Raw genomic sequence first — 13,644 nt, 5'->3', positions numbered from 1 at the left:
TAGGCTCACCTTACTACTCGTTTCACCGAACCTCCGAGGTGGTCCATGACGGCCGGTCCGACCCACTCGTCCGCGACCACGGACCACCAGCCACCGGTGGCCGAGCGCGCCCGCACGGTCGCCGCCCGACCAGTGGCCTCGCTGTACTGCGCCGGCCTCGGCATCAGCCAGCTGTGGGGAGCCACCACCACCCGCGGCGGCGAGGTGCTGCTCGTCGTCCCCACGTCCGGCGAGGTGACGACGGCGCTCGGGCACTCCCCCGTCGGTGACGTGCCGGCCCGCCTGACGGTCACCGGCCGCGCACCCTTCCCGCTCCGGCACCCGGTGCGTGGTCTGGTGCAGCTCTCCGGGTGGGTCGCCCCGGTGCCGGAGGAGGACGTCGCCCGGCTGGTCCTCGACTTCGCCGACAGCCACCCCTGCGACAGCCTGTTCGACGTCGGGCTGAGCGCGACGCTGCTGCGGATGGACCTCGCGGAGGTGCTGCTGGAGGAGGCAGGCGTGTCGAGCGACGTCGAGCCGGAGGACTTCCGCGGCGCGCGGGCCGACGGCGTCAGCGCCTCCGAGATCGAGCTCGTGGCGGCGGAGCGCGGGCCGCTGGACCGCCTCACCCGGCGCGTGCAGTGCTGGGCGGGACGGCAGGACGACGTCCGCCTGCTCGGGCTGGACCGCTTCGGCGTCCGCTTCCGGGTGGAGAGCCGGAACGGCTGCTACGACCTGCGGGTGCCGTTCGCCTCGCCCCTGCCGTCGCCGGCGGACTTCGGAGCGGCGCTCGGGCACCTGCTCGCCTGCGGCCCTGCCTGACGCTCGTCGGCGGCTCAGGCCCTGCGGGTCTCCTCGGCGAGGGCGACGAGCGCCTTCTCGAAGCACTCCTGCGGCGGCTGCACGAGACCGGCGCCGACCTGACCGGTGCCGGCGATCCGGCCGGCCATCCCGGTGTTGATCTGCGGCAGCCAGCCGGTGCGCGCCACCTTGAGGACGTCGATCCCCGTGGGCGAACCACGGAAGCCCATGATCGGGATCGCCATGGCGGGGTTCTCGGCCAGCGTCACCTGGTACATGCGCTCGGTCGTGGCCAGGGCGTCGGGCACGGTGCCGCCGACGAAGCGCACGATCGCCGGGGCCGCGGCCATCGCGAACCCGCCGATGCCGTAGGTCTCCATGATCGCGGAGTCGCCGATGTCGGCGTTGGCGTCGTCCGGGCCGTAGTCGCCCAGGAAGAGGCCGACCGGGGTGTTGGCGGGGCCGGTGAACCAGCGGTCACCGGTGCCGGCGGTCTGGATGCCGAACTCGGTGCCGTTGCGGGCCATCACGGTGACCATCGACGAGCCCGGGACGTCGCGGGCGGCGTCCATCGCGAGCTTCGCCGTCGGCATGCCCAGGTTGAGGAAGAAGTGCTCGTTGCCGCCGATGAACTTCAGGACGGCGGCGATGTCCGACGACGGGGCGTCGACCTCGACCAGCGCCGGCGACAGCTCGCGCAGGGTCATCAGGGACCCGGCGCGGTTGCGGTTGTGCGCCTCGTCGCCCATCTGCAGCATCTGCGCGAGCACGTTCTTGACGTCCAGCGGCTCGGCCATCGACCGGACCGCCGTGGACAGGACGGGCCCGAGAACGTCGCGCATCCACGCCAGCCGGTCGAGCACCTCCTGGTTGAAGGCCCCGTAGCGCAGCACCTTGCCGAGGCCCTCGTTGAGGTTGCTGAACGCCTTGCCGCCGTGGACCGGGTCCTCGAGGTACCACATCCACATCGACGGCGAGGTCACCCCGGCCATCGGGCCGACGGTGCGGTGGTGGTGGCAGGGGTCGAGCGCGATGGCGCCCGACGACAGCAGCGTCTCCGCCTCCTCCACGTCGTCGGCCCAGCCCTCGAAGAGGCACGCGCCGATCAGCGCACCGCGCATGGGACCCGAGGCGGTCTCCCAGGTGAGCGGCGGGCCGGAGTGCAGCAGGGTGCGGTCGGCCAGGCCGATCACCTCGCGGGCGGGCCGGACGTCGACCAGCCGCGAGCCGGCGGCGAGGATCCGCTCGACGGCCACGCGGTTGGCGGCGTTCCGGCGCGGGTCCAGGGCGAGCGCGGCGAGGTCGGCCGGGTCGCCGAAGCCCGGCGGCCGCCAGTCGACGTCGTGCACGTCGGCGCCCTGGGCGCGCAGCGCGTCGGAGAAGACGTCGACGCCCGCGGCGACGATCGCCGGGGGCGCGGAGAGCAGTCCGCCGAGTGTCACTTCGAGGCTCCCAGCAGGTCGAGGGCGTACCGCGTGGCGGCGGCGTTGGAGGCGAAGACGGCGGCGCCGGCCTCCGCGAGGGCGTCGGCCTGGCGCGACCAGCCCTGCGGGTCGGCCTCGGTGCCGATCAGGGCGATCACCACCGGCAGGGTGCCTGCCCGGCGGGCCGCGGTCAGCGCCGGCACGAGCGAGTGGGCCGGATCGGGGTCCGCCCCGTAGCCGAGGACGACGTCGAGCAGCAGCACCGCGGGCTCGCGGCGGGCGGCCAGGTTGCTGATGGCCTCGAGCCGCAGCGTCGGGTCGATCATGGGGTGCGCGCGGCCCACGGTCAGGGCGTCGTCCCCGAAGTCGACGACGACGTGGCCGGGGGCGGACAGGTCCGTCCCGAGGTCCAGCTCGGGCTTCAGCGGCGTGTTGGAGCGGATGTCGCCGAGCACCGGGGCGGCCAGCAGCATCGTCTCGTCGGCCAGCGTCCCGCCGGAGTAGAAGCCCTTGAGCACGGCACCGGGCACCGCGGCCTCCGCCGGCCCGGGCCGCGACGGCCAGACCGGGACGTCGAGGCCCATCTCGGTGAGCAGGCCCTCGACCGCGACGGTCAGGTCGGGCGTCCCGGGCGAGAGGACGGCGCTGCTGACCGGCACCGACAGCTTCCCGGCGGCCTCCGCCACCGTGGCGGCGACCGACGGCGCGGGCGGCTTGGAGACCACCATGACCCGCTCTGTGCCCTCGTCGGCGTCGAGCGCGGCGAGGGCGTCGAGGGTGGCGAGCCCGCCGACGGCCTCCGACAGGTCGCGGCCGCCGACGCCGAGCACGTGCGAGACCCCGACGCCGGCCATGTCGAGCAGGCAGGAGATCTGCTGCGCACCGGTGCCGGACGCGGCCACCAGCCCGACCGGCCCGGGGCGGACGACGTTGGCGAAGCCGAGCGCGACGCCGGAGACGATCGCCGTCCCGCAGTCGGGGCCCATGACGAGGACGCCGGCCTCGTGTGCGGCCCGCTTGAGGGCCACCTCGTGCTCGACGGGGACGCCGTCGGAGAAGACGAGGACGCTGCGGCCGGCGGCGATCGCGTCGGCGGCCTCGGCGACGGCGTATTGCCCCGGCACGCTCACGATCGCCAGCGCCGAGCCCTCGAGCTCGTCGAGGCCGGCGCCGATCGTGCGCTGCGGGACCGCCTGCGCGGAGCCGGTCGAGCGCTCGCGGGCGGCGAGCGCCGCGTCGACCGCGGCGACGGCAGCGGTGAGCGCGGCGTCGTCGTCGGCGCGGATCGCGATCAGCAGCTGCTCGGGCGAGGCCGGCTCGTCGGGCGAGAGACCCATGTTCGCGGCCAGCTCAAGGTTGAGCGGCGTGGCCATGGCGACCACGACGGCGCTGACGCCGTCGGTGGCCCCCACCTCCCGGCTCACCTGCATCAGGCGGACCGAGTCGGCGTAGACGCCGCTGCGCAGGGAGACGTGCCGGACACCCGCGGGAGCGCTCACCCGGCGGACGCTACCGCACAACTGCCTTAGCGGTAAGAGATGTTCTGCAGTCCCACGAGAAGCCCCCGGCATCACCCGTTCCAGTGGCATTCACCTGCAATAACGATTTAGCACTGAGGCACTTCCGCCGTGTGCCCGGCGGTGCGACAGTGGCGCCTCCCAGTCCTGACAACGCCCGTTGTCCGGCATGGATCCGTGTCGGAAGTGCACGCCGAGGAGGCACTCAGATGGCGTTCGGTTGGAAGCTCTACGGGGACGGCAAGACGCCGCCCCTGGGTGAGGCGGTAGCGCCCGACGAGCGGCTGTCCTGGCCGCTCACCGTCGGCATCGGCGCCCAGCACGTGGTCGCCATGTTCGGGGCGACCTTCGTCTTCCCGCTCATCATGGGCCTGGACGCGAACCTCGCGATCATGATGAGCGGCGTCGCGACGATCCTGTTCCTGCTCATCGTCAAGAACCGGGTGCCGAGCTACCTGGGCACCAGCGCCGCCTTCGTCGGCGGTGTCGCCGCGATCCGCACCAACGGCGGTGAGTCCAGCGACGTCGTGGGCGCGATCCTGGTCGCCGGCGTCGTGCTCGCCCTCGTCGGCCTGCTGATCCACTTCGCGGGCCTCGACCTCATCAACAAGGTGCTGCCGCCGGCCGTGACCGGCGCCGTCGTGATGCTGATCGGCTTCAACCTGGCGCCGGTCGCCGCGAGCGTCTACTGGCCCCAGGACCAGTGGGTCGCGCTGGCCGTCATGGCCTTCGTCATCGTCTGCTCGCTGGCGCTGCGGGGCTTCATCGCCCGCATCTCCATCCTGCTCGGCCTGGTCTTCGGCTACCTGCTGTCGGTCCTGCTCGACGCCACCGCCGGCCAGATCACCTCGCCGGACGGCACGGGCGTCGTGTCCACCCGCGACCGGATCAACTTCGACTCGGTCGGCGACGCCGACTGGTTCGGATTCCCCGACATCACCACGCCGACGTTCTCGCTGAACTTCAGCCTCCTGGTGCTGCCGGCGGTCATCGCGCTCGTGGCCGAGAACGTCGGTCACGTCAAGGCCGTGGCCGAGATGACCAAGCGCGACCTCGACCCGTACATGGGCCGCGCGGTCGCCGCCGACGGCATCGCGACCGTGATCGCCAGCTCGGTCGGCGGTTCGCCCACCACCACCTACGCCGAGAACATCGGCGTCATGGCCGCCACCCGCGTGTACTCGACGGCCGCCTACTACGTGGCCGCGATCGTGGCGATCCTGCTCGGGCTCATCCCCAAGTTCGGCGCGCTGATCAACATCGTCCCCGGCGGGGTGCTCGGCGGCATCACCGTCGTCCTCTACGGGATGATCGGCCTGCTCGGCGCCAAGATCTGGAAGGAGAACCGGGTCGACTTCGCCAACCCGATCAACCTGGTGCCGCTCGCGGCCGGGATCATCATCGGCATCGGCCCGGTCAACCTGCAGATCACCGACGACTTCTCGCTGAGCGGCATCGCGCTCGGCTCGATCGTCGCCGTCGCCGGCTGGCACGTCGCCCGGGCGCTCGCCCCGGCCGACATGAAGGCCGCGCTGCTCCGCGAGGGCACCCACCCGGCCGCCGCGTCGTCCCTCGGTCACCACGGCGCGCCCGACCCGTCCTCGGTCGACGAGGTGGGCCGTCCGGGGGTCCCGGGCGCCACCCGGTAACCCTGCTCCGCCTGCTCCACGCGCACGCCGTCCCCGGTCCGTCCGGGGGCGGCGTGCGTCGTTTCCGGGTCACGATCGGGCGCAACGAAGATTTAGCGGTGAGGTACTTTCGCCGCCCCTCTGCGCGGTGACAGAGTGACTGCTTCGCACGTCTCGTACGGAGGTGACCGCAGCCGGTGAAGCCCGCACCGTTCCGCTACGCCGATCCCGGCACGCTCGACGAGGCCCTCGCGGTCATGTCCACCGAGGGTGACGGCGCAAAGGTGCTCGCCGGCGGGCAGTCCCTGCTGCCGCTGCTGTCCATGCGGCTGGCCGCGCCCACGACCCTCGTGGACATCAACCGGGTGCCCGGCCTCGCCTCGGTCGAGGTGGACGATGCCGGCGTGACGGTCGGGGCGCTCGTCCGCCACAACGCGCTGCTGCACGACGACGCCGCCGCGGGCGTGCAGCCGCTGCTGGCCCGGGCGACGGCGAACGTCGCCCACCCGGCCATCCGCAACCGCGGCACGACCGTCGGCTCGATCGCGCACGCCGACCCGTCGGGCGAGATGACCTCGGTCCTCGCCCTGACCGACGGCTCGGTCTCGGTGGCGACCCCCGCGGGCGTCGAGACCGTCGCGTGGCGCGACTTCTTCGTCGGCCCGCTCGAGACCTCGGTCCACGGGCCCGCCGTCGTCACCTCCGCCTTCTTCCCCGCCCTGCCGGCCCGCTCGGGGACGGCGTTCGCCGAGGTGGCCCGCCGCAAGGGCGACTACGCCGTCTGCGGCGCCGGCGTCGTCGTCACGCTGGACGACGACCGCCGGGTCGCCGCCGTCCGGGCCTCCTACGTCTCGGTGGGGCTGACCCCCGAGGTGCACGACCTGACCGACGCCGTGATCGGCGCGCCCGTGGAGAAGGCCGACTGGGCCGCCGCCGGCGAGCTGGCGCGCACGCTGGTCGACCCGGACACCGACATCCACGCCAGCGCCGACTACCGGCGCCTGCTGGTCGGCGTCCTGACCGAACGAACTCTGGCCGAGGCGGCAGCCGAGGCAGCTGGGAGGGCCGCGTGACCGCCTCCGTCGACGTCGAACGGACCATCACCGTCACGGTGAACGGTGTCCGCCGCGAGGCCACCGTGCCGGTGCGCCGGCTGCTGTCGGACGCGCTGCGCCACGACCTCGGGCTCACGGGCACGCACGTCGGCTGCGAGCACGGCGTCTGCGGGGCGTGCACGGTGCTGGTGGACGGCGACCCGGTGCGCTCCTGCCTGATGCTCGCCGTGCAGGTGGACGGGCACGAGGTGACCACCGTCGAGGGCCTCGCGCGGGAGGACCACCAGGGCGGCCAGGTGCTGCACCCGGTGCAGGAGGCCTTCCGCGAGTGCCACGCGCTGCAGTGCGGGTTCTGCACGCCGGGCTTCCTCACCACGATCGCCGCGGGCCTGGAGAAGCGGGACAACTCCGCCGACCTGACCGAGGAGGAGGTCGACGAGATGGTCGGCGGCAACCTCTGCCGGTGCACGGGCTACGCCAACATCAAGAAGGCCGTCCACCACGCCAACGCCGCCATGCGGGACGCCCGATGACGACGAAGCTGTTCGGGGAGCCGGTCCGCCGGCGCGAGGACGCGCGGCTGATCGTCGGCAAGGGCCGGTACCTCGACGACATCGGGCACCGGGCGTTGGCCGCGGCCTTCGTGCGCTCGCCGCACGCGCACGCCCGCATCGTGTCCATCGACGTCGACGACTGCTTCGACGTCGAGGGCCTCGTCGCCATCTACACCTACGAGGACCTGCACGGCCCGATGGCCGAGCCGCTGCCGGTGCTCATCCCCCACCCGCAGCTGACCGAGCCGCGCACCGCCTACTCCCTCGCCCGCGACGTCGTCCGGCACGTGGGCGAGCCGGTGGTGATGGTCGTCGCGACCGACCGGTACGTCGCCGAGGACGTGTGCGAGCGCATCGTCGTCACCTACGAGGAGCTGCCCGTCGTCGTCGGCGTGGACGCCGCGCACGAGGCGACGGCCGCCGTGCACGACGACGTCCCCGACAACGTGGCGGCCCGGCACCACCAGGAGACCGGCGACGTGGAGCCGGCGCTGGCCGCCTCGCCGCGGACGCTGAGCTTCACGCAGTACATCGAGCGCAGCGCCTCCATGCCGATGGAGGGCAAGGGCGTGCACGCCAAGTGGGACGCCGACGACCGGTCGCTGCGGGTCTACACCAGCACCCAGGCGTCGACGTCGGTGCGCGCGGCGATCGCGGCGAAGCTGGAGCTGTCGCTGGAGAAGGTCGAGGTGATCGCGCCGGACGTCGGCGGCGGCTTCGGCGTGAAGATCGTGCACCCGTGGCCGGAGGAGCTGCTGGTGCCGATGGCGGCCATCGCGCTGCAGGCCGAGGTGAAGTGGGCCGAGGACCGGCGCGAGCACTTCATCTCCTCGGCGCACGAGCGGCAGCAGCGCCAGGACATCACCGTGGGCTACGACGACGACGGCCGGATCACCGCCCTGGACGTCCACGTGCTGCACGACAACGGCGCGTACACGCCCTACGGGATCATCGTCCCGATCATCACCGCGACCCAGCTGGTCGGGCCGTACGTGATCCCCGTGTACCGGGTGCGCGTGGACAGCGTCTACACGAACACCGTGATCGTGACGCCGTACCGCGGCGCCGGGCGGCCGCAGGCCTGCTACGCGATGGAACGCACGATGGACCGGATCGCCGACGCCCTCGGGCTCGACCGGTCCGAGGTCCGCGAGCGGAACCTGATCCAGCCCGACCAGTTCCCCTACGACCACCACCTGACGTTCCAGGACGGCCGGCCGGTCATCTACGACTCGGGCGACTACCCGGGTCTGGTGGAGAAGCTGAAGACGCTGGTGGGCTGGTCCTCCGTGGACTCCCTGCGCGCCGAGGCCGCCGCCCGCGGCAAGCACCTGGGCATCGGCATGGCGCTGTACGTCGAGGGCACCGGGCCCGGGCCCTACGAGGGCGGGCACGTGCAGGTGCTCGGCAGCGGCAAGGTGCTGGTCTCGACCGGGCTGACCTCGCAGGGGCAGGGCCACGAGACGGCGTTCGCGCAGATCGTCGCCTCCGAGCTCGGGGTGCCGATCGAGGACGTCGAGGTGACCACCGGGGACACCCGGCGCTTCGGCTACGCGGTCGGGACGTTCGCCTCGCGCGCCGCGGTGATGAGCGGCAACGCGATCGCGCTGGCTGCCCGCGGCGTGCGCGAGAAGGCGCTGCGGATCGCCGCCGACGTGCTCGAGGCGGCGCCGGAGGACCTGGAGATCGACGAGGGCCTGGTGCAGGTCAAGGGCGTTCCCGGGACGTCGATCCCGCTGCGGACCGTCGCCGTGCTGTCCAACCCGCTGCGCTACGCGTTCGACGAGGCGGCCAAGCAGGCCACCCAGTTCACGACGCACGACGACTCGAAGCCGCCGGTGGCCGAGGGCGATGCGCCGGGGCTGGAGCACCGCGACTACTACTCGCCGCTGCGGTCGACGTTCGCGTCGGGCGCGCACGCGGCGATCGTCGAGATCGACCCGGCGACGTGGGAGATCGACGTCGTGAAGTACGCCGTGGTGCACGACTGCGGCAACGTGGTGAACCCGATGATCGTCGAGGGCCAGGTGCACGGCGGCGTGGCGCAGGGCGTGGGCGGGGCGCTCTACGAGCGGATGGTCTACGACAAGGACGGCCAGCTGCAGAACGCCTCGTACATGGACTTCCTGATGCCGTACGCGTCCGAGGTGCCCGACGTCGACATCGACCACCAGCAGACGCCGTCGCCGCTGAACCCGCTGGGCATCAAGGGCGCCGGCGAGGCCGGGGTCATCCCGGGGACGGCGGCGATCGCCTCGGCGATCGAGGACGCGGTGGGACGGCGGATCACGTCGATGCCGATCTCGCCCACGGAGCTGTACGACCTGGTGCGCTCCCCTGATTCGGAGATGACCGCAGCGGCCGCCGGCCGCGCGGGGACTGGAGTGATGGCGTGAACCTCGACGGCTCGGCAGTTCTCTCGGGTTCGCCGGAGCAGGTGTGGTCGGTGATCACCGACCCGGCCGTGCTGGCGCGGACCATCCCGGGCTGCGAGACGCTGGAGCAGGTCGGGGACGACGAGTACAAGATGAACGTCTCCGTCGGCGTCGGGGCGATCCGCGGGACGTACGCGGGCGAGGTGAAGCTCTCGGACAAGCAGCACCCGAAGTCGTACGTGATGCACGCATCGGGTGCCGGTGCGCCGGGGAACGCGCGGGCCCAGGTGACGATCAACCTGGACGACGCCGGTGACGGGAAGACGAACCTGACCTACTCGGCGGACGCCGTGATCGGCGGGCCGGTGGCGGGTGTGGGTCAGCGGATGATCACCGGCGTCGCCAAGCGCATGGCCGGCCAGTTCTTCACGGCGATCGACGCCGAGCTGACCGGCACCGTGACGCCGATCAGCGCTGCTCCTTCTGTTGCCGCTGTGTCGGCCAGTGACGCGTCGCTGGTGGCCGGCGGCGCGCCGGTCGCGGCACCGGGTCGGCAGGTGTTCGCGGGCAAGGCCGGCGTTTCCGCGGGAACGTCGGGGGACGCCCAGACCCTCCTCGTGGGCGCCGTCGGCGGGGCGCTCCTCACCCTGATCGGCGTCCTGGTCGGCTACCGCCTCGGCCGCCGGGCTCGGTAGCGAAGCACGCGTTACCCCAGCCAGGGAAGACGGCCACGCTGGGGCATTCGGCTCCTGGCGCATCACCACTGAACCGGTAACCATCAGTCCGTGAACATCGTGCTCCGGTGGGTCGACCCAACGGATCAGTCGTTGATCGATCGCATCGTCCAACTGGCGGACCGGAACAAGGCAACGCTGGGCCCGATGCCCAGGGGGGCCTTTCCAGAGTTTGCCCTGCAACGGACGCTTCTAGCTGCCACGACGGGGAGCGAGAGCGAGGTGGCCGGATACGCCCTTTTCGCTTCAGCCCTCGGGCGTATCCGCCTGATACACCTGTGCGTGCGCGAGGAGTCTCGGAGGCAGGGAATCGCCAAGTTGTTGGTGGACGAAGTGAGCCGCCACTACAGTCATCTGCCCGGCATCCGGGTGCGCTGTCGTTCGGACTACGCCGCCAAGGACGCCTGGCCCGCCCTCGGCTTCACGGCGATGAACGAGGTAGCGGGACGAGGGAAGGATGGATCAACCCTCGTAGTCTGGTGGAAGTCGCACGGCTTGCCAGACCTATTCAACGTGGATGACGAGGCGACCACTGCCTTGACGGTCGCGATCGACCACAATATCTTCCTTGACCTAGCTGTGCATCGGAACCGTCCAGGAGCTAGTGAATCTCAATACCTTGAGGCCGACTGGCTCGCCAGTCAGCTTCAACTGTCGTTGACTCCCGAGACATTCAACGAGATTCATCGCCTCGGTGACGCCTCCGAACGTAGGCGGCAACGAAGCGCTGCCACGAAGTTTCCGCTCCTGAATCCGTCGACCGATTCATTCGAGAGGCACCTAGCGGATCTACAGGCCAATATTCCAGAACTCCGGCCGCAGCATGACTCAGATGTGAAGCATATCGCTTACGCGGCAGCTTCCGGCGCAACCATTTTCGTTACTAGAGACACTGAGTTGATTGAGATTGCAGGCGATGCGGCCTCCTCGTCCGGTGTTCGCGTCCTGCGCCCATCCGACGTTGTCCCTCACCTCGAGGAACTTCGAGACGCATTCCGCTATCGGCCGGCCGCGCTCCGAGGCACAGAATATACGGTCGAGGACCTTCCGGCCGGATCAGAGAACGAACTCCGGTCTCTTATAGATATGGCGGGAGGGGAACGCCGCGCCGCGTTCGCCGCCCTTTTAAGGTCCTTGGCCAGTTCGCCATCAATACGGCACAAGGCAGCGCGCGCGCCCTCAGGAGACATTGTCGCCACGTGGGCACATGAAGCAACCCGGGACGCCATCGTCGTTCCCCTCCTTAGGCACACGCGACATAGTCTTGCATCAACCATCATCCGGCTCATCCTTGCTGAAATGCGACGAACAGCGGTCTCTCTTGGCGCGCCGAGGATAGTCATCACCGATTCCCACGTCAGCGCAGCATGTCGAGAGGCGTTGAGCGACGATGGCTACATTCTATCTGGGGGCACCTACGTGGCGTCGGTGCTCGATATCCGCGATGCCGATGATGCTCTGCGCGCGCTCGATCTTAGGCATCCGCTCCACAACGAAGTAGCACTGGCACGAAGGACAGACTCCCCTGCAGTCACAGCTGCGCTCGAGCACTTCCTGTGGCCCGCGAAGATTCTTGACGCTTCCCTTCCCAGCTATATTGTTCCGATCCAACCGAGGTTCGCGCTCGAGCTATTCGCGATGCAAGACACTTTGTGGGCAAGGGATCCTCTACTCGGAATCAGCCCAGAGCATGTCTATTACCGAAGCGCGCGGATGAATCCGTCGGCCCCCGCCCGCATCCTCTGGTACGCGAGCGGCACAGGGAGGGACCGGATCGGCGGTGTCGTCGCCTGCTCCCAACTAGTCCAGGTTGTGGTTGACGAGCCGAGGGTCCTGCATCGGCGCTACAAGCACCTCGGCGTCTATAGGCTTGTCGACATACAGAACAGCGGCAAGGGCAGTCATGCGACAGCCCTGCGTTTCAGGGACACGGAGCGCTTCGACCGGCCTGTGACCTTCGAGCGACTCCGCGAGTTGGCCGGAAACCGTCGGATGGGGACGCTACAGTCCCCGACCATGATCAGCGCAGAACACTTCGGAGCGATCTACAACGAAGGCACGCGTCGCGGTGCTCGGTGACCGTGCGATTCTTCTCAGCATTCGGCCTCGCTTCGCTGACGCGATTCTAGACAAGACGAAGACGGTTGAATTGCGGCGAAGGTTCCCTCAGGCAGCGATGGGCTCCACTATCGTCCTGTATAGCTCAGCCCCCACAAAGGCGGTTGTGGGATTGGCCGAGTTGTACCGCGTGACACAGGCGGATCCGGATGAACTGTGGGTCGGCGTGCAGGGAAAGTGTGGGGTAAGTCGACAGGAGTACGACTCCTACTTCAAGGGTGCCCATCGAGCCTTCGGCGTCCATATGCGGAATGTGGAGCGATTCTTGGATCCCCTACCTCTGGACGTTCTTCGTTCCCACTTCCGCCTACAGCCTCCACAGAGCTTCCGTTACCTGTCGCCTCACCAAGTACGAGGGATGGCCGGCTGGATCGGTAACCCGAAAGCGGCATAGGCTCGCGTTTAGCACCTACGTTCTACGGTTTCCCGCAGTCTAATTGCTCAGGTCCTCGGAATGTTCGCCAACGCGACGACTACCGGTCTGGCGCTTTCTCAAGCCGGTCGAGGTCGATCCAGTAGGTGTTCCGCATCCTCCGGTAATCGAAGTCTTGCCCCTGCGGAATTCGCCCTATGGTCAGTAGCCCCGCGTCTCTGAGCTCAGCGCTGGCCCTTGTCCACGTGTCATCGGATATCCCGTACTGAGGGCGCCGCGCACCGGGCAGCCATGGCGGGTCCTCGACCGTACGACCACCTTGCATTTCGAGAATCACTAAAAGCAGGGCCACCGCTGATCCCGACAGGTGGACGATCCACTCCTCGCGCCAGAAGCCGAGTGGAATCCGAATCCATCGGCCCGTCGGGCGCACGAAAGCACCTCCGGAACCAGCTTGGTCGAGCAGTCGCAGAGGAGAGGGCATACCCCTCCTCGGTGTGACCTCAAGGAGCTGCGCGTGGCGCAACCACGTCAGCGCGTCTGCCACCCGCCGCGCCCCCTTGCCACCCGGGTCGGGGAGCCCGAGCGCTTCCGCCATCGCACGACTCGGCACGCCTGCGCGTATGTCGTACGGCTCGTCCGTCGCCAGTAGGCAGAGCGTCAAGTACGTCTTCAGCCGGACTTCGCCCCCTCGACCACCGCGAAGGATCCGGGCCAGCGGCGGAGCGGCGGCGTCGCTGCTCCGAACGAAGCCGATGTCCAGCGCTACGCCGGTCCGTCGATGAGATCTCGCGACCGCCGCGTGCAGTTGGCGACGCGACTCGGCAGACCGCGAACCTGAGGATGCAGCCACCTCGGCGCCTTTCTAGCGGGGGATCTGGGGGTCCAGGGGGTCCGGGGGGTCCAGGGGGTTCCCGGTACTCCTCCTATTACTTTCCTGCACCGGCACATGGTCTGGCAAGCAGGATAACGACGTGAACCATCCAGGAACAGTGTGTGACCGACGCACGAGCGTGAGGTCCGACCGCTACAAGGGCTGGGTTTGAGGCTTGCGCGCGGGCTTGCTCGAGGGGAGTCTGAGCTTCG

General features: G+C 69.8%; 9 protein-coding genes. 7 read left to right on the top strand and 2 right to left on the bottom strand.

Annotated features, from left to right (window positions below):
• Window positions 1-45: 45 nt before the first annotated feature.
• Window positions 46-801: a DUF2470 domain-containing protein gene (locus DCS98_RS15425; RefSeq protein ID WP_116452225.1), complete on the top strand. Its 756-nt coding sequence runs from the start codon at window positions 46-48 to the stop codon at window positions 799-801.
• Window positions 802-815: 14 nt separating this feature from the next.
• Here the strand turns inward: DCS98_RS15425 and DCS98_RS15420 are convergent, their stop codons facing one another.
• Together DCS98_RS15420 and DCS98_RS15415 are read right to left on the bottom strand one after the other, a co-directional pair.
• On the bottom strand, window positions 816-2,222 hold the full coding sequence (locus DCS98_RS15420) for a YlbE family protein (protein WP_116452224.1): 1,407 nt from the start codon (window positions 2,220-2,222) through the stop codon (window positions 816-818).
• The gene (locus DCS98_RS15415; RefSeq protein ID WP_241038069.1) at window positions 2,219-3,703 is read right to left on the bottom strand and encodes an FdrA family protein; all 1,485 of its coding nucleotides are present in this window, start codon (window positions 3,701-3,703) and stop codon (window positions 2,219-2,221) included. Before DCS98_RS15415 ends, DCS98_RS15420 begins: the two co-directional genes overlap by 4 nt.
• Before the next feature lie 227 nt (window positions 3,704-3,930).
• Between DCS98_RS15415 and DCS98_RS15410 the strand changes: the two genes are divergently transcribed.
• The 6 genes from DCS98_RS15410 (at window position 3,931) to DCS98_RS15385 (ending at window position 12,146) form a co-directional block, all read left to right on the top strand.
• Window positions 3,931-5,370 carry a uracil-xanthine permease family protein gene (locus DCS98_RS15410; protein ID WP_116452223.1) on the top strand — a complete coding sequence of 480 codons (1,440 nt, stop codon included), beginning with the start codon at window positions 3,931-3,933 and terminating at the stop codon, window positions 5,368-5,370.
• Between the two features lie 176 nt (window positions 5,371-5,546).
• Window positions 5,547-6,422, top strand: coding sequence for an FAD binding domain-containing protein (locus tag DCS98_RS15405; protein ID WP_116452222.1), 876 nt, complete (start codon window positions 5,547-5,549; stop codon window positions 6,420-6,422).
• A complete protein-coding gene (locus DCS98_RS15400) occupies window positions 6,419-6,937 on the top strand; it encodes a (2Fe-2S)-binding protein (protein ID WP_116452221.1) in 519 nt (172 codons plus the stop codon). The genes DCS98_RS15405 and DCS98_RS15400 overlap by 4 nt, the downstream gene beginning before the upstream one ends.
• Window positions 6,934-9,354, top strand: coding sequence for an aerobic carbon-monoxide dehydrogenase large subunit (gene cutA, locus DCS98_RS15395; RefSeq protein WP_116452220.1), 2,421 nt, complete (start codon window positions 6,934-6,936; stop codon window positions 9,352-9,354). Before DCS98_RS15400 ends, cutA begins: the two co-directional genes overlap by 4 nt.
• Window positions 9,351-10,028 (top strand): SRPBCC family protein, encoded by a 678-nt coding sequence (locus DCS98_RS15390; RefSeq protein WP_116452219.1) that lies wholly within the window; start codon window positions 9,351-9,353, stop codon window positions 10,026-10,028. Before cutA ends, DCS98_RS15390 begins: the two co-directional genes overlap by 4 nt.
• Before the next feature lie 90 nt (window positions 10,029-10,118).
• On the top strand, window positions 10,119-12,146 hold the full coding sequence (locus DCS98_RS15385; protein ID WP_116452218.1) for a GNAT family N-acetyltransferase: 2,028 nt from the start codon (window positions 10,119-10,121) through the stop codon (window positions 12,144-12,146).
• Window positions 12,147-13,644 lie beyond the last annotated feature (1,498 nt).

Source organism: Blastococcus litoris (assembly GCF_003075095.1).
GTDB classification, from domain to species: Bacteria; Actinomycetota; Actinomycetes; order Mycobacteriales; family Geodermatophilaceae; genus Blastococcus_B; species Blastococcus_B litoris.
Note: the sequence above shows the minus strand (reverse complement) of the source record. Positions and strands in the feature narration are given on the sequence as shown.